Below are 19,181 nucleotides of genomic sequence, written 5' to 3' on the forward strand. Positions count from 1 at the left end.
ATATTTTTATCTTAATCGCAGAAGTAGATTACTCATTACAAAATTAATCAAAGTATTAATCTATTGGTTAAATTGCATATCATTTAATTGTTACTATTTTTGTTGTTGTGATACAAAAGAAAATAAATATAAAAAACAAACGTGCACGTTTCGATTTTGAAATTTTAGACACGTATACCGCCGGATTAGTTTTATCTGGTACTGAAATAAAATCCATACGTTTAAGTAAGGCTTCTATTTCTGAAAGCTTCTGTGAATTTAATGACCGTGGAGAACTTTTTATTATCAATATGCAAATTGATGAATACTCTCATGGCTCGCACTACAATCACTTACCTAAAGCAGAACGCAAATTGCTGTTAAATCGTGGTGAACTTAAAAAATTAGAGAAAGAAGTTAAAAATACAGGCTTAACAATTGTTCCTTTAAATTTATTTTTAAATGATAGAGGACTAGCCAAAATCAATGTCGCCCTTGCAAAGGGTAAAAAGCTTTATGATAAGCGAGAGACAATGAAAGACCGTGACAATAAGAAAGATTTAGATCGCATAAAAAAGAGCTTTAATAACTAAAGCTCTTTTTTATTAATTTTTATCTTCTAATAAGGGAACAAAACGGAAGGAACCAAACTCTTTTTTCTCAAATTCTTTTTCAGATTTTCGTACAAACAAGGTCATCACTTGTTCTTCATCACCTACAGGAATTACGAGCCTACCACCTATTTTTAACTGTGCTAATAATGGATTAGGCACATAAGGTGCCCCTGCAGTAACAATAATTCCATCAAAGGGTGCTTCTTCTGGTAATCCTTTATAACCATCTCCAAAAATATACTTCTTAGGTCTATAGCCCATTTTTGAAAAAAATAGCTTTGTTTTTTTAAACAATTCTAATTGTCGTTCAATAGTGTACACTTTTGCTTTTTGATGTAATAATACGGCTGTTTGATACCCACTCCCCGTCCCTATCTCTAATACTTTAGCATTAGGCTTCAATTCTAAAAGTTCTGTTTGAAATGCGACAGTATACGGCTGAGAAATTGTTTGTTCTGCTCCAATAGGAAAAGCTTTATCTTGATACGCATGATCTTCAAAACTACTGTCTAAAAATAAATGACGCGGAATTGTTTTGATTGCTTCTAGAACGCTTTTACTTGTTATGCCTTTTTCAACTAGCGTTTCCGCCAGTTTATTTCGCATGCCTTTATGCTTTAGTGTATCTCTCAATGGGTTTGGTTTTGTGCCACGAAGTTAAAAAAAACTGTGTTAGAAATCTGAAATAATATTTTTAAAACAATCAATTAAAAACAAGCTTTATCTTAATAATCTGATTGCAAATACATTTAAGTATCCGTATTTTTGAAAAAATATTTTTTTTATGCTCAACGTTGGCGTTTTAGGTGCAGGACACCTAGGCAAAATTCATTTGCGATTACTAAATCAATCCGAAAAATACAATTTGGTTGGTTTTTTTGATCCAGATGCTATTAATGGTAAAAAAGTAGCCGATGAATTTGGGTATACTTATTTTGACAATATCAACAAACTTATAGATGCGGTTGATGTGGTAGACATTGTAACTCCTACCCTATCTCATTTTGATTGTGCTAAGAAAGCCATAGAAAAAGGAAAGCATATTTTCATAGAAAAACCCATCACCAATACCCTAGAAGAAGCTGAAGAATTACTCTTTTTAGAAAAAAAACACCAAGTCAAAGGGCAAGTGGGGCATGTAGAACGTTTTAATCCTGCATTTACTGCAGTAAAAAATAATATACATAATCCTATGTTTATTGAAACTCACCGGCTAGCAGAGTTTAACCCTAGAGGAACAGATGTTCCTGTTGTATTAGACTTAATGATTCATGATATTGATGCCATCTTAAGTGTGGTGCCTTCAAAGGTTAAAAATATTAATGCCAGTGGCGTATCTGTGATTAGTAATTCTCCTGATATCGCAAATGCTCGTATAGAGTTTGAAAACGGATGCGTAGCTAATCTTACCGCAAGTAGAATTTCTCTTAAAAATATGCGTAAATCTCGCTTTTTTCAGAAAGATGCCTATATCGCAGTAGACTTCTTGGAAAAAAAGGTAGAAGTTGTAAAAATGAAAGATGCTCCTGAGAACCCTGGCGATTTTGATATGATCTTACAGAATGCAGAAGGAGTAAAAAAGCAAATCTATTTTGAAAATCCTGACGTTGAAAATAATAATGCAATATTAGATGAATTAGAAACCTTCGCAGATGCTATCGTAAATGACACCGTACCTGTAGTTAGTTTAGAACAAGGTACCAATGCATTACGTGTCGCATTACAAATTATAGCTTCTTTTTAAGTTAAAACACAACATTGATTATGAAAAATATTGCGGTTATTGGTGCAGGTACTATGGGAAATGGTATTGCACATGTTTTTGCTCAAAACGGATTTAAAGTACATCTAATTGATATTGCTGAAGCATCACTTGAAAAAGGGATTGCTACAATTACCAAGAACTTAGATAGAATGCTAACGAAAGAAGTTATTTCTGAGGCGGATAAAAAGAATACCTTAGCAAATATCACCACCTATACACAACTTGAAGAAGGCGTGAAAAATATGGATTTAGTCGTGGAGGCTGCTACCGAAAATATTGAATTGAAATTAAAAATTTTCAAACAATTAGATGCAGTGACGGATGCTGAAACAATTTTAGCGACCAACACTTCGTCTATTTCGATCACTCAAATAGCTGCGGTAACAAATAGACCAGAAAAAGTGATAGGAATGCACTTCATGAACCCAGTTCCCATCATGAAATTGGTAGAAATAATTCGAGGGTATACTACTTCTGATGAAGTAACAAAGCTCATAATGGATTTATCAATACAACTAGGTAAAATACCTACCGAAGTAAATGATTATCCTGGTTTTGTGGCTAATAGGATTTTAATGCCTATGATTAATGAAGCTATAGAAACCCTCTACAATGGCGTTGCTGGTGTTGAAGAGATAGATACTGTAATGAAATTAGGTATGGCACACCCAATGGGACCTTTACAATTAGCAGATTTTATTGGTTTAGATGTTTGTCTTTCTATTTTAAATGTCATGCACGACGGATTTAAAAATCCTAAATATGCCCCTTGCCCCTTACTTGTAAATATGGTGACTGCAAAAAAACTTGGTATAAAATCTGGAGAAGGCTTTTATGATTATTCAGAATCGCGTAAAGCAGAAAAAGTAGCGAAAAGCTTTATTAAATAAATACAGTACAATTTATGTCTATTGCTAATAACTTAGAGAAGATTAAAGCCACACTACCGGATACTGTAACTTTAGTTGCTGTTTCTAAAACAAAACCTATTGCAGATCTAAAAGAAGCCTATGAAGTGGGACAACGAATTTTTGGAGAAAATAAGATTCAAGAAATGACCCAAAAATGGGAAGAACTTCCCAAAGATATTCAATGGCATATGATTGGTCATGTACAAACCAACAAAGTAAAGTACATGGCAGCATACGTAAACCTAATTCACGGCGTAGATAGCTTTAAGTTATTGAAGGAAATTAATAAGCAAGCAAAAAAAAACAACCGAATAATAGATTGTCTTTTGCAAATACATATTGCAGAAGAGGATACTAAATTTGGCTTAGATAAAGAAGAATTATTAAGTATTCTAGAATCAGACACTTTTAAGGCCTTAGAAAACATTAAGATAAAGGGACTCATGGGAATGGCTACTTTTACGGATAATGAGCAACAAGTAAGACGAGAATTTAAATCCTTAAAATCTCTTTACGATGTAGCAACTACCAAATTAACAGGCCTAGATACGCTATCTATGGGTATGAGTGGCGACTACCTTAGCGCCATAGAAGAAGGTAGTACCATGGTTAGAATTGGGAGCAGTATCTTCGGAAGTAGGTAAAATAACACAAAGACTACAGGCCAAAAGTTAAAAAAACTTACCTTTAAACGTTAAAATAGTATTTAGTTGATCAAATACTATAAATTAAAAATGAATTCTGAATACGATACATGTACGCAATATTAGATATTGAAACTACTGGAGGAAAATATAATGAAGAAGGTATCACAGAAATAGCTATTCATAAATTTGATGGTCATCAAGTCGTCGATCAATTTATTAGCTTAGTAAATCCTGAAAAAGAAATTCAGCCTTTCGTAGTTAATTTAACGGGAATTACTAATAAAATGTTAGTAACCGCTCCCAAGTTTTACGAAGTAGCTAAACGCATTGTAGAGATCACTGAAGATACCGTCTTAATAGCACATAATGCGCAATTTGATTACCGGATATTGCGCACAGAATTTAGACGATTGGGTTTTAATTTTGAACGTAAAACCATTTGCACCGTAGAACTTTCACAAAAACTATTACCCGAAGCAGAATCTTATAGTCTTGGTAAATTAGTAAGATCATTAGGTATTCCTGTTAGCGATCGTCACAGAGCTAATGGTGACGCCCTAGCCACCCTAAAACTTTTTAAATTATTGCTTTCTAAAGATTTAGATAAGACCATCATAAAATCTGTTATGAAGGCAGAAACTCTTGGAGAGTTATCGCCAAGGCAATTAGATATTGTAGATGATTTACCATCAGAAGTAGGGGTGTTTTATATGCATAATAAAGATGGAGAAATCATCTTATTAAACAAAAGTAACAACATTAAAAAACGCGTCAATCAATACTTTACCAATAGCGGTAATAGAGCACGAAGAATTCAGAAAGAAACGCGTAGTGTAACTTTTGAAAAAACAGGTAATGAATTGATTGCCTTATTAAAAGAAAATGAAGAATTGGCGCGTAATAAACCAAAATACAATCCTTTCAACAAAAAAAAGCTATTTACTTTTGGCATATACGTTTCATTAAATGACCATGGATACCTCCAACTTAAGGCCGAAAAAATAAACAATACCATTCATCAAAGAATTACAACCTTTAATAGTTTGGTTGCTGCCGAAAACTTTTTACATGCCGTACGAGATGAATTTCAACTCTGTAATAAAATTAACGGTTTATCACAGGCAAAAACCAATTGTTCTAACTATGATGACGAAACTTGCTTAGGAGCTTGTATTGCAAAAGAAAATCCAGAGTCCTATAATATTAGAGTAACAGAACTCGTCAAGAAATATAGTTTAATAGAAAAAAATATTGCCATTGTAGATAAAGGTAGAGAGTTGGGAGAGAAAAGTGTTATTTTAATTAAAGATGGTGTATTTACGGGCTTAGGTTTCTGTGATCTAAACTATCAAATTAATAATTTACCTATCTTAGAATCGATTATCACTCCTATGACGGGGAATGCAAATACCAATCATATTATTGAAACCTATTTACGCAAAAGAAAAGTTCAAAAAATAATCGACATTAAGGAATAACCATTGAGAAGATATAAGCCAGATAAAGGTTGGAAACATAAAATTCATGAAGTAATATATGAAGCTGACACCCCTATGGGAAAAGGTTTTGATATTATCTTGATTATCTTAATTATCATTAGCGTAATTATTGTAATGCTAGAGAGCATCAAAGAACTAGATGCCAAATACCATTCTATTCTTCTTGCTTTTGAATGGATCATCACCATATTTTTTACCATTGAGTATATAGCCCGGGTAGTTAGTATAAAAAAACCTCTAAAATATATCTTTAGTTTTTATGGTATTATAGATTTACTATCCACAATACCGCTATACATCTCTTATATTCTAGCAGGCTCCCAAGTACTATTAGCTATTAGAGCTTTACGTCTTTTACGAGTTTTTAGAATTCTGAAACTTGTACAATTTCTTGGTGAAGCTTCGCAGTTAAAAAGTGCCTTAAAGGCAAGCAGGGCTAAAATTATTGTTTTCTTATTCGCCGTTTTAATTGTCTCTGTGCTTCTAGGAACACTTATGTATTTGGTTGAGGGTGAAGAAGCTGGCTTTACAAGTATTCCTATAAGTATCTACTGGACTATTGTTACACTAACCACTGTTGGTTACGGAGATATTGCCCCTATCACGCCACAAGGACAATTTATTGCAACCTTGATTATGTTAGTCGGTTATGGTATCATTGCCGTCCCTACAGGTATTGTTACGGTAGAATTTGGCAAACAAACTAAAGGAAATTCAAATGCGAAAGAAGGTACTTATGTGCATGTAAATACACAATCTTGTCCTTCTTGCTCTGCTGAAGGTCATAGAGATGACGCCTCGCATTGTTATAACTGTGGAAGCAAATTGTAATGGAGAAAACAGTAATTTCAGTAGTAGGACCTACCGCTATAGGTAAAACGAAACTTGCTATTGCTATAGCACAAGAGTACAAAACAGAAATTATATCTGCAGATTCTAGACAGTTTTTTAAAGAAATGAATATTGGTACTGCCGTGCCTTCTCCAGAAGAATTAGCGGCTGCACCACACCATTTTATACAACACAAAAGTATTTTAGAGCCTTATTCGGTTGGAGACTTTGAACGAGATGCTATTGCTAAACTTGAAAGCTTATTTGAAACTAAAGATATTGTTGTTTTAGTGGGTGGTAGCGGACTCTATGTAGACGCTGTTACAAAAGGATTAGATCATTTCCCTGAAGTAGACGCTGCCATTCGGCCAAGACTAAACCAGGAGCTTGCGTCGGAAGGAATTGCCGTCTTACAGAACCGGTTAAAGGAATTAGATCCTGAATACTTTAACAAAGTAGATATCCAAAATCCACACCGATTAGTACGTGCCTTAGAAATTTGTATCGGAACAGGGAAACCCTACTCTTCGTTTTTAAATAAGGACAAAAACAAAAGACCTTTTAAAACTATTACCCTCGGTATTGAAGCAGAAAGAGAGATGATTTATGAACGTATAAACCAGCGGGTAGATCTGATGGTTGATGCCGGACTTATAGACGAAGTGAAATCACTAATAGAACACAAAGCGTTAAATGCCTTACAAACTGTAGGTTACAAAGAATTATTTAACTACTTTGAAGGTCTTTGGCAATTAGATTTTGCTATTTCTGAAATCAAGAAAAACACCAGAAGATTTGCAAAAAGGCAACTTACTTGGTTTCGCAGAGCTACCGAAACTATTTGGGTAGACTTTGACGAAGAAATCACCGTAATAATAGATAAAATTGAAACTGAAATTAAATGAATAAGGTTGATGGCGTAGTATTTTACATCATGGGAGTATCAGGAACAGGAAAAAGCACCATTGGAAAGTTACTCTCTAAAGAATGGGGTATTCCGTTTTTTGATGGCGATGATTACCATCCACAAGCAAATATTGATAAAATGGCTGCTGGTCATCCCTTAAATGATGATGATCGCCATGATTGGCTGCTAAAACTAAATAGTATTGCGCTACAAAATAGTAGTAAAGGCGCTTTAATTGCTTGTTCTGCGCTTAAAAAAAAGTACAGAACATTATTAGCTAACAAACTTCAAAAGCATTGTTTTATATTTCTGGAGGGCTCTTTTGAGCTTATTTATAATCGACTGAATAGTAGAGAGGGTCATTTTATGCCTTCAGACCTTCTAAAATCTCAATTTGATGCTTTAGAAATTCCAGACACTACTGAAAGCGTAATTACAGTATCCATAAGTTTAAATCCTGAAGAAATTATTACTGAAATAAAAAAACAACTCAACTAGTGGAAACTCAACTTATTCTCGCCGTTATACTAGGGATTGCCATTCTCTTATTTTTAATCCTCAAGCTTAAGATTAATGCCTTTATCGCTTTACTCATAGGAAGTATTACTGTGGGTTTGGTTGCAGGCCTTAATGCTAAAGAAATTATTGATACCGTTAAAAACGGAATGGGCGGTACCTTAGGGTTTGTCGCTACGGTTGTAGGCCTGGGCGCTATGTTCGGAGCTATACTAGAAAGTTCTGGCGGAGCAAAAACCATTGCCAATTTTATGGTCTCTAAATTCGGATTAAAGAATGCCCCTTCTGCTATGGTCATTTCTGGGTTTTTAATAGCTATTCCTGTTTTTTTTGATGTCGCTTTTATAATCTTGGTTCCAATGATCTATGCTTTACAGCGTAAAACAAAAAAATCATTATTACTATATGCCATTCCCCTATTAGCGGGTTTAGCCATTACTCATGCATTTATCCCTCCTACTCCAGGACCCATCGCTGTAGCCGAAATTATAGGTGCAGAATTAGGGTGGGTAATTCTTATGGGATTTATTGTAGGTATCCCAACTGCATTGACTAGTGGATTACTTTTCGGAAAGTACATTGCTCAAAAGATACATATTGAAGCGCCTGAAGAAACAGAAAGTACTTTACATGATAGCCTACCAGAGGTTGGACTCACCTTAGGAATAATTGGAATTCCAATCATACTTATACTACTAAATACGTGTATTACTAGCGGAGTTTTAGGTCCTATAAATCCTCAAGTATTAAATATAGTAGAACTCGTAGGACATCCGTTCACCGCATTAATTATCGCCAATTTATTAGCATGGTATTTCTTCGGCATAAAAAGAGGGATGACAAAAAATGAACTGTTTAAGATTACTAGCAAATCTTTAGAGCCTGCAGGAACTATAATCTTACTAACAGGCGCGGGTGGTGTTTTTAAACAAGTGTTAACCAATACAGGAGCAGGAGAGTTATTAGCCACCTCATTAAGTGATGTAGGTTTTCCTGTTTTAGCATTTGCCTTTACCAGTGCCGCTATCGTTCGGATAATTCAGGGCTCATCTACCGTAGCCATGATTACTTCTGCAGGATTGGTTGCTCCTTTACTCGTAGATGCCTCTCTAAGCAATCCTGAATTGGCTTGTTTGGTCATTGCTATAGCATCTGGTGCCAGTATTTTTTCTCACGTAAATGATAGTGGGTTTTGGCTTGTAGGCCAATACCTGAGAATCTCAGAAAAAGAGACTTTTAAATCGTGGACCATGATGACTACCATATTGGCTTTAACAGGATTTATTTCTGTTTGCATTATTAGTTTATTCCTATAAAAAAAGCCACTTAAAAATTCAAGTGGCCCTTATATATTATGATCGTAAAAGGTCTATTCCTCGGCTGTTTTCACGACCAATCTAAAGCCTTCTCCGTGAATATTCAAAATTTCTACAGAATCATCAACTTTTAAATACTTTCTAAGCTTTGCTATATAAACATCCATACTACGAGAAGTGAAATAGTTATCATCTCTCCATATTTTTGTTAAAGCAAGTTCTCTTGGCATTAAATCATTTTCATGCAATGCTAAAAGACGTAACAATTCATTCTCTTTTGGAGATAATTTTACAGGCTCTTGATCTTTAAATTTAAGAAAACGTAGCTTAGAATTCAATTGAAATTCACCGATAGTAAATTCAAATTTACGACTGTCAGCCAAAGTACTTGATGCTTTTCTTTGAAGAATAGCCTTAAGTTTCATTAAAAGTACTTCAGAATCAAACGGCTTATTTAAATAATCATCTGCTCCTGCTTTGTATCCTTTTAAGACATCTTCCTTCATGGTTTTAGCTGTCAAGAATACAATTGGCACATTTTCATTTTTCTCACGGATCTCTTTAGCTAATGTAAATCCGTCTTTATAAGGCATCATAACATCAAGAATACAGATGTCATAATTATCTTTTTTAAATTTCTCAAAACCTTCCATCCCATTCTTTGCTAAAACGACATCAAAATCGTTCATAGACAAATAATCTTTAAGAACGATACCAAAATTTGGGTCATCCTCTACCAAAAGTATTTTCTTGTTTACTGTCTCCATAATTCTTTTTTATATTAAAGGTAACTTCACGTAGAATGTACTTCCTTTTCCTTTCTCACTCTCAACGTAAACTTCACCTTGATGATCTTCAATAATTTTTTTCACGTAGGCTAAACCTAAACCGTGACCTTTTACATTATGTATATTACCCGTGTGCTCTCTGTAAAATTTTTCAAAAACCTTTTTCAAAACGGCTTTACTCATTCCTGCACCTTGATCTTTAATCTTTATAATAATATTGTTGTTTGCTACTTCTGTATACACATCTATTTTAGGCGCCTCTGGCGAATACTTAATAGCATTATCCAGTATATTCACGATAACGTTAGTAAAGTGCATGTCACTCGCTAAAACCTCACTACTTTCTGCTTCTAGATGCAGATTGATATAACCTCCTCTATCATCTACAATCAACTCTACATGTGCCATAGCATCATGTATTATGTCGTGAACATCTACTCTATCCTTACTTATATCTAATTGATTCTTTTCTAATTTAGAAATACGAAGTACATTCTCTACTTGAGCATGCATTCTTTTATTCTCATCTTTAATCATCGTTAGATAGCGCTCTACCTTTTCTTTATCATCAATAATTTTAGGGTTTCTAATAGCTTCTACTGCTAAGTTTATGGTAGCAATAGGAGTCTTAAACTCATGCGTCATGTTATTGATAAAATCAGATTTTATTTCTGAAATTTGTTTTTGTCTTATTAGTTGATAAATGGCACTCGTATAAGCTACAACAATGACCAAAGTAAATAGCAAAGACAAAATTGCCATAGGTAAAATTGTCTTGATTAAATATTTCTTCTTCGCTGGAAATGTGACTAACAGCGCAAAATTACTCTCCCCATCAGAATCTTTAAAAATTGGATACTTATAAAGTGTGCTGCTTTTTGCAAACTTGAATTTTCTAGATTTTACCTTAGTAGGTAAACTGCGGCTATAGATACCATATTCATACTCCGTATCTATGTTTCTATTTTTAAGCTCCATATCAAACAAAAGTTCTATCTCTTGTCTTGTGACCCGCTTATGAATAGGTCTAGTCTTTGCCTTTTCTTTGAAAACATCTTCCCAAGCTGCTTTTTCTATAGAAGTTAATCCACCAATTTTCTCAAGTTTTTGAATAGGTGTCAACATATTTGCTTTCCCGTCTAACCCATAATCTTCTTTGAAAATAGTTTTATTGCGAATACTCGTATAGTTTTTTAGAATGGTTGAATCCAATCCAAAACCAATATTATTATTGTCAAAGAACGTTGATGGCACATTGTAACTCTCTTCTAATATACCGTGTGAATAATACGTAATCTCATTAGAGTTCATATCTCTCTCCATGAAAAAGATATTCTTCAATAAGTCTGGGGCCTTTGCTTGCCCCCCCGCACTATCTCTAATTTTTAAAAGCTCGCTCGTATAATCTGCAAGCTCTCGCTTTTCAATTTTCTCTGTGACCTTATTTAAAATTTCGGTCACCATACTCGTAAACTGTTCCTCCTTATCTTCAACAGATTGTTTAATCCAATAGCCCTGAACAAAAATTATTCCTATTAGAGAAACACTCATTAAAATGACAAGAAGAATAAATAAGCGTCTATTCATTGCGGTAAAATTAAAAATTTAACAGATAGAAGTTAATGCGTTTAACCTAACCTTAACACAAATGTTAAAATTAAGATGTAAAAGAGGAAAATTTAAGAAGTTGTTTATGAATTTCAGCGACTAAAACAGTGGTTTTGTCTAATTCCAAATTATTAATCACATAATCAGACAAGGCAGCTTTCTTTTGATCTGGCCATTGGTTTTCTATACGCTCTTTTACTTTATCCGTAGAAATAGCATCACGCGAGGTAACTCTTTCTATTCTAATCTTTTCCGGCGCTGTGACCAATATTATTTTATCAAACTTATTTTGGGTGTCGTTTTCAAAAATAATAGCCGTTTCTTGAATAATGTACGCAGCTTTTTGCTGCGCTACCCAAGACATGAAATGTTGCCTTACAGCAGGGTGCACTATCGCATTTAATTGTGCTAATAAATCAGGGTCCGTAAAAATTTTATCGGCAATATAAGTTCTATTAAGCTTATGATCAATATACGACTCTGTTCCTAAAAGTTCTTTTATTTTAACCTTGAGAACTTCCGAAGTTACCATTAACTTTTTAGCTTCAATATCTGAGTTATATACAGGAACACCTAACGCGTGAAACATTTTTGCCACTGTAGTTTTGCCACTACCTATTCCGCCTGTTAGCCCTACAATCATTATTTCCGCTTTAAAATATACCGTACTTCATTAGACATTAAACGCACATCCTTTATCATCTCGGGAGCTGATACCAACTGTAATAGGATTCCGTTTTGAGCATTATCTTGAATAGTACTACAATCTGCAATAACCTTAAAATTTGACTCATGAAGGGTTTTAAGATCATCTATTTTTGCGCTACAAACAATCTTTACCGTATCTGGAAATAGTTTAATCTCAAAATCTTCTGGCGTATTAGTAACTGTAATAGGCACTTCAATTATTTTTTCCGAAAAGCGCACTACTTTTCCACTTACAAAAATACTTGTAGAAGCATATTTAATAGTTGAATTATTTTCAGGAATTTGCAACTGTAGTTCCTCTTTAAAATCTTCCGTAATATTATTGATCGTCTTTTCTTCTGTTTGAATACCCATTATAGTATCTAACATTGCTTCGGGTCCTTGAATTAGAATACTATCGGGCTGTATTACAATTTCTCCCTCTAACATGAAATTTTGAGAATAATCTACTTTTAAACGTTGCGTCACAGGGATTTTTTTTGTCTTTAATGAATAGATTTCTAAGACTATAGCATCATCTTCATCTACCCCCATAAACTCCATAGATTGTGGCAACTGCTTTTCTATTTGCAATTGATACCCACTCCTTGGCACAAAATAAGTTCCCTCTTCTTGTTGGGCTTTAGCTACATCTATAGTTACTGTTTTATTTTTAAAGCCAAAACCTAAAAATGTAAATCCACTAGCTTTTAGTTTTACATCTATATGATCTTTTGAAGCGCCCACAAACAAAAGACTGTCAGGAACATTCGTATACACCACATCAAACACAGCCCTACCTGTATAATCTTCAGAAAGTTTGTTTATAAACCAAGACATACTCGAAAAGAAAAGGAAAATCAAGAAGATTTTAACTTTTCTTTTTTGGAGGCTTTTCTTAATCCTTATCATTGCTTGCATTAGTTTTTGAAGAATAATTTAGGAAACAACTCTTCTGCTTTCTTTGAACTAAAGTTAAGCAACAATGTTGATTTTAAAAAACCATAACCATACCCTACAAATTGAATACTAACAGCTGCTAGCGAAAGTAAAGCTATCGCTACATTTTTATTTTTTAAAAGCGAATCTACAAATAACAAACAAAAGTAAAATAGGTAAAAATAGATCGGAAAATTAAACCCGATCAGAGCAAATAGTAAAGAGAACACAAAGCCCATGCAGAACACTGTAGGAAACCAATAAGTTATTTTTTTAGTTTCAGGATGCCACTTATTTAGAATAGGCCTTACCATCCCAAATTTATTTACTTGTATGTAAAATTTATTCCAATCTATTCGTCTTTTATGAAAAACATATGCTTCCGAAATTAGCTTGGTCTTAAAGCCATTATTCCAAATCCTTATCGTCAAATCTGGATCCTCTCCAGGATGTATATTTCCATAACCACCTGTAGCCTCGAACGCCTTCTTTGAAATCCCCATATTGAAACTTCTTGGCTGAAACTTACCTACAGCTTTCTTTCCTCCACGAATACCTCCGGTTGTTAAAAAGCTAGTCATAGCATAGTTAATAGCCTTTTGCACTAATGAAAAGCTTTCATGAGCTGCATCTGGACCTCCATAGCAATCTACATACTCTTTTTGGAGTGCTTTTTCTGCCTCCACTAAATACTGCGGCGGCAAAATACAATCAGAATCTAACACTATAAAATAATTACCACGGGCTTTACGCATGCCGAAGTTCCTAGAATCTCCAGGACCACTATTGGCTTTTTTAAGGTATGTAATGGCTAATTTATCTTCAAATGTGGCAATTACAGCTTCTGAACTACGTGTGGAGCCATCCTCTACAATAACAATCTCATAAGGTGTTTTATACGTTTGCAAGACCAAACTTTCTAACAACTCTTTAATCTCATTAGGCCTATTATACACAGGAACTATAAAGGAGAAATCTAATTTCATTTGAAATGACTATAAACATAAAAGCCACTCGCATATACGAATGGCTTTCGATTAAAAATCTAACTATTATTTGCTAAAATACTCTATAACTTCTTGACTAACTCCTGTGTTAGAGAAGCCTCCGTCATGAAATAAATTCTGCATAGTTACTTTCTTTGTTAAATCTGAAAACAAGGTAACTGTATAATCTGCACAATCTTGAGCAGTTGCATTCCCTAAAGGAGACATTTTTTCTGCATAACTGATGAAACCATCAAAACCTTTTACCCCTTGACCCGCTGTAGTTGGTGTTGGAGATTGAGAAATAGTGTTAACCCGAACTTTCTTTTCTTTTCCATAAAAATATCCAAAGCTACGTGCTACAGATTCTAAATATGCCTTATTATCAGCCATATCATTATAATCAGGGAATGTACGTTGTGCTGCCATATAAGTTAAGGCAACAATACTTCCCCATTCATTCATAGCATCTGCTTTATAAAGTGTTTGCATTACTTTATGAAAAGATAGCGCAGAAACATCCCAACCTTTAGCAGTGAAATCATATTTCTCATCTGTATACTTTCTTCCCTTACGAACATTCACAGACATTCCTATAGAATGTAAAACAAAATCTAACTTACCTCCTAAAATTTCGGTAGCCTTCTCTACTAAATTAGCTAAATCTTCTTCGCTAGTAGCATCTGCAGGAATAATTTCTGAACCTGTTTTTTCTGCAAGTGCATCTATTTGCCCCATTCTCATGGCGATAGGCGCATTGGTTAAGACAAAAGTTCCTCCTTCCGCATGAACGCGTTCTGCAGTCTTCCATGCAATTGAATTTTCATCAAGAGCTCCGAAGATTATCCCTCTTTTTCCTTTTAATAGGTTGTATGACATTTTATTTGTTTTAGTATTCGCTAATTAAATTCAAAGATATTAAAATTTGAATAGTTCGTTTATTTGAAATTTATTTATTTAGGACGATTTTCCAATCTAATTATCCTAATAATTGTTTTGCATGTGCTAGTGCAGATTCTGAAATATCTTTACCTCCTAACATTTCTGCGAGCTCTCTTATACGCTCTTCTGTTGTCAGTTTTTTCATTCTGGTATGTGTTACCATCCCTTGCTCTTCTTTGTATACTTTAAAGTGATGCTCCCCTTTAGACGCTACTTGCGGTAAGTGGGTAATAGAAAACACTTGCATTGTACCGCTCATTGCTTTCATTATATCTCCCATTTTACCCGAAATTTCACCAGAAACACCCGTATCTATTTCATCAAACATCATGGTTGGCAATTGCTCATACTTTGCTAAAATAGATTTGATTGTTAGCATTATTCGAGACAATTCACCGCCAGAGGCAACTTTCTTAAGGTCACCATAATTTGATCCTTTATTGGCAGCAAACAAGAACACTAGCTCATCTTTTCCTGATGCATTAAAAACAGTAGCGGCATTCACCTCAATTTTAAAAGTAGCACTTGGCATACCTAACTGCCCAAGACTTTCTAGCAGTTGTTTCTGCAACACAGGAATTACCTTGATTCTTTTATTTCTAATGGTTAAAGCAAGTTTATCTAAAGACTCCTCCTTTACTTTGAGTTCTTTTTCTTTTGCTTTAATATCAGATTCCACACTATCGGCAGCACTAACATTTTCTGATAACTTTTCTTTAATTTCAACCAATTCTTCTATTGTAGCTACACTGTGTTTCTTAAACAGATTGTATAGTAATTGAAGTTTTGTATTTACTTGTTCTAAAAGCTCTGGATTTGCTTCAGAATTCTCTTGAAGAAGTTGCAATTCCGATGAGATATCATCAACCTCTATAAAAACAGAATTAATACGCTCATTTAAGCCCACAAACTGTTGCCCAAATGCTGCCAATTTATTAGCTGCTAATTTAAGTTCTGTCAATAAGGTTACAATTCCTATTTGTTCGTCATTAAGCAAAGCATTTCCTTTAGAAAGATGCTCTTCAATAACTTCTACGTTATTTAATTGCTCATACTGCTCTTCTAACTCCTCTAATATTCCGGACTTTAAAGGCGCCGTTTCTAACTCTTTTAGCAGGTGACTATTATAATCGTATTCTTTCGTTGCATTTTCTTGAAATGCAATTAATTTCTTTAATTCCCTTTGTGTTTTTTGATAAGCAGATAAACCTTTTCCAAAATCTACCAATAGTTCTGCATTACCTGCAAGTGCATCAATTACTTTTAACTGAAAATCATTGTCTGCTAATTGCAAGGTTTGATGCTGAGAATGTATATCTATCAACCTATCACCTAGACTTGATAAGACACCTAAGGTTACTGGAGAATCATTTACAAATGCTCTAGATTTACCGCTAGGTAAAATTTCTCTTCGAATGATTGTTTTTTCTTCAAAGTCAAGATCTTCCGAAATAAAGAACTCTTTTAAATGATATTTTTTAATATCGAAAGTAGCTTCTATAATGCACTTTTGTGTTTCATCACGAAGAGCGCTTAAGTCTGCTCTTTTTCCTAAAACAAGCCCTAGGCCTCCTAATAGAATAGACTTTCCTGCTCCTGTTTCTCCTGTGATGATGGTAAAACCATCATTGAAAGTAACATTTAAAGTATCTATTAAGGCGTAATTCCGTATTGATAGTGAGTTCAGCAATTCTAAAAAAATTTAGTGCTGTAAAGATAATTTATATTCTTTGAGTTTGAAACTATTAAGCAGCAACGATACAATTTTATTGCATCGCATTATAATTTAATTCAGGAGATTTAATAGGTAATTGAATTCCAAGTACTTGAATACAATGGAGCTATGCGAGCAAGTGTCTCTTTAAGCTGCACAATATCTACTTTCGGTCCGTCTGAAAAAACATTTTTAATTTCTTCGGATTTGGCGTCAAAAAAGGTCTGTATAAGAAAAGCGTTAGGTCTACGCTTTACTAAAGTCTCTAACAACCTCATAGTTCCAGAAATAACTTGCTTACCAGTACTATTATTATCTGCTAAGATATCCATTCCTTTTCTATGGTAATTATACATAGCTACTCTGTACTCTTTAAAGGTGTTAGACAATAAATTATCTACCAATTCAAAACGCGTACGTTCACTAGCATCTTGACTCCATCCAGCCGCATTACTTCCTTGTGCTTGCGTTACGATATTTTGAGCCTTTCTATAAAAATCTGTTCCACCTTCCAATTCAAATGTATCTGCATCGATACCCAACATGATATATACGTAGTAAGCTACCACACTAACCAAGTTAGAGTCGTATACATTTTCATTATAGACCAATGGTTGAAACTCAGTATATTCAAAGTTTAATTCGTTGTCTTTGTAATTGAAAATAGGACTGTCATAAGACGTATTAAAAATAGGCCGCGAAGATTGCAATTGAATACTTGCTTTAAATTTATTACTTTGATATTCAGAAACCGTAATAAACATACGTGCATTTAATTTCTCTACTTCTTTATAGGTTCTGTTCGTCCATTTTGTCTTGTTAACAAAATCATTTAACGAACGCTCTAGAGTTTTAAAAATTTGTTGATTTGTTTGCCCTACTTGGTCTGAGTTTATTGTAACTACAGCATTTAATTCCTGAGCTCCACCAAAGAATGGAACAAGTAAAACGATCAATAGAAAAAGAAAATTACGCATGTAACCTGTTCATTATTTCATTCATGATATCCTTGGCAACGTCTGCCTTGGTTTTTAGTTCAAACGCTTTAATCGTAGAATTCTTATCTATGAATGATATTTTATTTGTTTTCTTTCCAAAACCAGCACCAGAATCGTTTAAAGAATTAAGAACAATAGCATCCAGATTCTTACGGATCAGCTTTCCTTTTGCATTTTCTATCTCATTTTCTGTTTCTAGAGCAAACCCCACTAAAAACTGATGTGTTTTTTGTTGCCCCATTGAAAATAAGATGTCTTTATTTTTAACCAATTCAATGCTTATATCTTCTGCTTTCTTTTTAATTTTTTGCGTTGCTACAGTTTTCGGCTTGTAATCTGCTACTGCTGCTGCTGCTATCGCAATAGTTACCTTCTCAAAATGTTTATGTACTTCTAGATACATTTCTTCTGCAGAAACTACCCGAATTAGCTCAATTAAATCATGAGAGACCTTCAAATGAGAAGGACCAGATACTAAAATAACTTCTGCCCCTAAATTTGCTGCAGCTTTTGCTATTTCAAAACCCATTAATCCTGAGGAGTGATTTCCAATAAAACGCACTGGATCTATAGCCTCGTATGTAGGACCTGCCGTTACTAAAACTTTCTTACCACGCAAAGGCAATCCTTTTACCACATAGTCTTTTAAGAAAGACACAATCGCTTCTGGCTCTGCCATCCTTCCTTCTCCGTGTAAACCACTGGCCAGTTCACCAGAAGTAGCAGGAATCATAATATTACCGTAAGCCTGTAATTTTTCAAAAGACGCTTTAGAAGACGGATGTACATACATATCTAAGTCCATTGCTGGAGCAAAAAAAACAGGACATTTTGCAGATAAATAAGTTGCTAAAAGCAAATTATCACAGGTACCATTAGCCATCTTAGAAAGCGTATTGGCTGTAGCAGGAGCTACAATCATATAATCTGCCCACAGCCCCAATTCTACGTGATTATTCCAAGAAACAGTATCATCTTCCTTATTTACAAAAGAAGACAGTACGGGATTTTTAGATAAGGTAGAAAGCGTAAGTGGAGAAACAAAAGAGCTGGCGCTATCTGTCAAAATCACTTTGACATTAGCACCAGCTTTAATAAGTAAGCGGACTAAAAAAGTTGTTTTGTAAGCGGCAATACCCCCAGTAATTCCTAAAAGGATGTTTTTTCCGCTCAACATGACATGTTACTTTAAGTCTTTCGCTGTATTTCTGTAATAGATTTTATCATCTAACCATTCCGTTACTGCTAACGCATGTGGCTTAGGTAATTTTTCATAAAACTTAGACACTTCAATTTGCTCCTTGTTTTCAAAAACTTCTTCTAAACTATCACTATAGGTTGCAAACTCTTCTAACTTTTCTAGTAACTCTTTTTTAATCTCTGAGTTAATCTGAACAGCTCTTTTAGAAGCTATAGAGATTGCTTCATAAATGTTTCCAGTAGGAGCATCAAATTCATTCTTATTGATAGTCACTGTAGAAACAGGAGCTTTTGAATTTTTTAAATCGTTCATGTTCATAATAAAACCTGTTAT

At 34.2% G+C, this 19,181-nt stretch carries 20 protein-coding genes; 9 read left to right on the forward strand and 11 right to left on the reverse strand.

Annotated elements, in window-relative coordinates; translation table 11 throughout:
- Positions 1-110 precede the first annotated feature (110 nt).
- Positions 111-572 carry an SsrA-binding protein SmpB gene (gene smpB / locus M666_RS17575; RefSeq protein WP_024481313.1) on the forward strand — a complete coding sequence of 154 codons (462 nt, stop codon included), beginning with the start codon at positions 111-113 and terminating at the stop codon, positions 570-572.
- Positions 573-584: 12 nt separating this feature from the next.
- Here smpB and M666_RS17580 read toward each other — a convergent pair whose 3' ends face one another.
- Complete coding sequence (locus M666_RS17580) at positions 585-1,226, reverse strand: protein-L-isoaspartate(D-aspartate) O-methyltransferase (RefSeq protein ID WP_025615572.1); 642 nt, start codon at positions 1,224-1,226, stop codon at positions 585-587.
- Positions 1,227-1,377: 151 nt separating this feature from the next.
- Between M666_RS17580 and M666_RS17585 the strand changes: the two genes are divergently transcribed.
- From M666_RS17585 to M666_RS17620, 8 genes are all read left to right on the forward strand, one after another.
- A complete protein-coding gene (locus M666_RS17585; protein WP_025615573.1) occupies positions 1,378-2,337 on the forward strand; it encodes a Gfo/Idh/MocA family protein in 960 nt (319 codons plus the stop codon).
- Between the two features lie 20 nt (positions 2,338-2,357).
- A complete protein-coding gene (locus M666_RS17590) occupies positions 2,358-3,248 on the forward strand; it encodes a 3-hydroxybutyryl-CoA dehydrogenase (RefSeq protein WP_025615574.1) in 891 nt (296 codons plus the stop codon).
- Between the two features lie 14 nt (positions 3,249-3,262).
- Complete coding sequence (locus M666_RS17595) at positions 3,263-3,913, forward strand: YggS family pyridoxal phosphate-dependent enzyme (RefSeq protein WP_029445134.1); 651 nt, start codon at positions 3,263-3,265, stop codon at positions 3,911-3,913.
- Positions 3,914-4,023: 110 nt separating this feature from the next.
- Positions 4,024-5,394, forward strand: a complete 1,371-nt coding sequence (locus M666_RS17600) for an exonuclease domain-containing protein (protein WP_029445133.1) — start codon at positions 4,024-4,026, stop codon at positions 5,392-5,394.
- Between the two features lie 3 nt (positions 5,395-5,397).
- The gene (locus tag M666_RS17605; protein WP_024481319.1) at positions 5,398-6,246 is read left to right on the forward strand and encodes an ion transporter; all 849 of its coding nucleotides are present in this window, start codon (positions 5,398-5,400) and stop codon (positions 6,244-6,246) included.
- The gene (gene miaA / locus M666_RS17610; RefSeq protein WP_029445132.1) at positions 6,246-7,151 is read left to right on the forward strand and encodes a tRNA (adenosine(37)-N6)-dimethylallyltransferase MiaA; all 906 of its coding nucleotides are present in this window, start codon (positions 6,246-6,248) and stop codon (positions 7,149-7,151) included. The genes M666_RS17605 and miaA overlap by 1 nt, the downstream gene beginning before the upstream one ends.
- Entirely contained in the window at positions 7,148-7,651 is a 504-nt protein-coding gene (locus tag M666_RS17615) for a gluconokinase (protein ID WP_029445131.1), read from the forward strand. Before miaA ends, M666_RS17615 begins: the two co-directional genes overlap by 4 nt.
- Positions 7,651-8,985, forward strand: coding sequence for a GntP family permease (locus tag M666_RS17620; protein ID WP_029445130.1), 1,335 nt, complete (start codon positions 7,651-7,653; stop codon positions 8,983-8,985). Before M666_RS17615 ends, M666_RS17620 begins: the two co-directional genes overlap by 1 nt.
- A gap of 53 nt (positions 8,986-9,038) precedes the next feature.
- Here the strand turns inward: M666_RS17620 and M666_RS17625 are convergent, their stop codons facing one another.
- The 10 genes from M666_RS17625 to M666_RS17670 form a co-directional block, all read right to left on the reverse strand.
- On the reverse strand, positions 9,039-9,752 hold the full coding sequence (locus tag M666_RS17625; RefSeq protein ID WP_024481323.1) for a response regulator transcription factor: 714 nt from the start codon (positions 9,750-9,752) through the stop codon (positions 9,039-9,041).
- A 9-nt stretch (positions 9,753-9,761) separates the two neighbouring features.
- Complete coding sequence (locus M666_RS17630; protein ID WP_024481324.1) at positions 9,762-11,360, reverse strand: sensor histidine kinase; 1,599 nt, start codon at positions 11,358-11,360, stop codon at positions 9,762-9,764.
- Positions 11,361-11,430: 70 nt separating this feature from the next.
- Positions 11,431-12,024, reverse strand: coding sequence for a dephospho-CoA kinase (coaE, locus tag M666_RS17635; protein ID WP_316932430.1), 594 nt, complete (start codon positions 12,022-12,024; stop codon positions 11,431-11,433).
- A complete protein-coding gene (locus M666_RS17640; RefSeq protein ID WP_029445128.1) occupies positions 12,024-12,908 on the reverse strand; it encodes a CdaR family protein in 885 nt (294 codons plus the stop codon). The genes coaE and M666_RS17640 overlap by 1 nt, the downstream gene beginning before the upstream one ends.
- Before the next feature lie 80 nt (positions 12,909-12,988).
- On the reverse strand, positions 12,989-13,993 hold the full coding sequence (locus M666_RS17645) for a glycosyltransferase family 2 protein (protein WP_029445127.1): 1,005 nt from the start codon (positions 13,991-13,993) through the stop codon (positions 12,989-12,991).
- Between the two features lie 66 nt (positions 13,994-14,059).
- The gene (locus M666_RS17650) at positions 14,060-14,872 is read right to left on the reverse strand and encodes an enoyl-ACP reductase FabI (RefSeq protein WP_029445126.1); all 813 of its coding nucleotides are present in this window, start codon (positions 14,870-14,872) and stop codon (positions 14,060-14,062) included.
- Positions 14,873-14,972: 100 nt separating this feature from the next.
- Positions 14,973-16,625 carry a DNA repair protein RecN gene (recN, locus tag M666_RS17655; protein WP_029445125.1) on the reverse strand — a complete coding sequence of 551 codons (1,653 nt, stop codon included), beginning with the start codon at positions 16,623-16,625 and terminating at the stop codon, positions 14,973-14,975.
- Positions 16,626-16,735: 110 nt separating this feature from the next.
- Positions 16,736-17,626: a type IX secretion system protein PorD gene (gene porD, locus M666_RS17660; RefSeq protein ID WP_024481330.1), complete on the reverse strand. Its 891-nt coding sequence runs from the start codon at positions 17,624-17,626 to the stop codon at positions 16,736-16,738.
- Positions 17,619-18,824 (reverse strand): bifunctional phosphopantothenoylcysteine decarboxylase/phosphopantothenate--cysteine ligase CoaBC, encoded by a 1,206-nt coding sequence (coaBC, locus tag M666_RS17665; RefSeq protein ID WP_029445124.1) that lies wholly within the window; start codon positions 18,822-18,824, stop codon positions 17,619-17,621. Before coaBC ends, porD begins: the two co-directional genes overlap by 8 nt.
- A gap of 6 nt (positions 18,825-18,830) precedes the next feature.
- A complete protein-coding gene (locus tag M666_RS17670) occupies positions 18,831-19,166 on the reverse strand; it encodes a DNA-directed RNA polymerase subunit omega (RefSeq protein ID WP_029665057.1) in 336 nt (111 codons plus the stop codon).
- Between the last annotated feature and the right edge of the window lie 15 nt (positions 19,167-19,181).

The sequence above is a fragment of the Cellulophaga baltica 18 genome, from assembly GCF_000468615.2.
In the GTDB taxonomy this organism is placed as follows: domain Bacteria; phylum Bacteroidota; class Bacteroidia; order Flavobacteriales; family Flavobacteriaceae; genus Cellulophaga; species Cellulophaga baltica.

Bases quoted from the DNA above. Each gene is read 5' to 3' on its own strand.
- miaA (WP_029445132.1), top strand. From the start codon at position 6,246: ATGGAGAAAACAGTAATTTCAGTAGTAGGACCTACCGCTATAGGTAAA.
- coaBC (WP_029445124.1), bottom strand. From the start codon at position 18,824: ATGTTGAGCGGAAAAAACATCCTTTTAGGAATTACTGGGGGTATTGCC.
- M666_RS17595 (WP_029445134.1), top strand. From the start codon at position 3,263: ATGTCTATTGCTAATAACTTAGAGAAGATTAAAGCCACACTACCGGAT.
- porD (WP_024481330.1), bottom strand. From the start codon at position 17,626: ATGCGTAATTTTCTTTTTCTATTGATCGTTTTACTTGTTCCATTCTTT.
- M666_RS17600 (WP_029445133.1), top strand. From the start codon at position 4,024: ATGTACGCAATATTAGATATTGAAACTACTGGAGGAAAATATAATGAA.
- M666_RS17625 (WP_024481323.1), bottom strand. From the start codon at position 9,752: ATGGAGACAGTAAACAAGAAAATACTTTTGGTAGAGGATGACCCAAAT.
- M666_RS17590 (WP_025615574.1), top strand. From the start codon at position 2,358: ATGAAAAATATTGCGGTTATTGGTGCAGGTACTATGGGAAATGGTATT.
- M666_RS17650 (WP_029445126.1), bottom strand. From the start codon at position 14,872: ATGTCATACAACCTATTAAAAGGAAAAAGAGGGATAATCTTCGGAGCT.
- M666_RS17670 (WP_029665057.1), bottom strand. From the start codon at position 19,166: ATGAACATGAACGATTTAAAAAATTCAAAAGCTCCTGTTTCTACAGTG.
- M666_RS17645 (WP_029445127.1), bottom strand. From the start codon at position 13,993: ATGAAATTAGATTTCTCCTTTATAGTTCCTGTGTATAATAGGCCTAAT.
- coaE (WP_316932430.1), bottom strand. From the start codon at position 12,024: ATGATTGTAGGGCTAACAGGCGGAATAGGTAGTGGCAAAACTACAGTG.
- M666_RS17640 (WP_029445128.1), bottom strand. From the start codon at position 12,908: ATGTCTTGGTTTATAAACAAACTTTCTGAAGATTATACAGGTAGGGCT.
- M666_RS17630 (WP_024481324.1), bottom strand. From the start codon at position 11,360: ATGAATAGACGCTTATTTATTCTTCTTGTCATTTTAATGAGTGTTTCT.
- M666_RS17585 (WP_025615573.1), top strand. From the start codon at position 1,378: ATGCTCAACGTTGGCGTTTTAGGTGCAGGACACCTAGGCAAAATTCAT.
- M666_RS17615 (WP_029445131.1), top strand. From the start codon at position 7,148: ATGAATAAGGTTGATGGCGTAGTATTTTACATCATGGGAGTATCAGGA.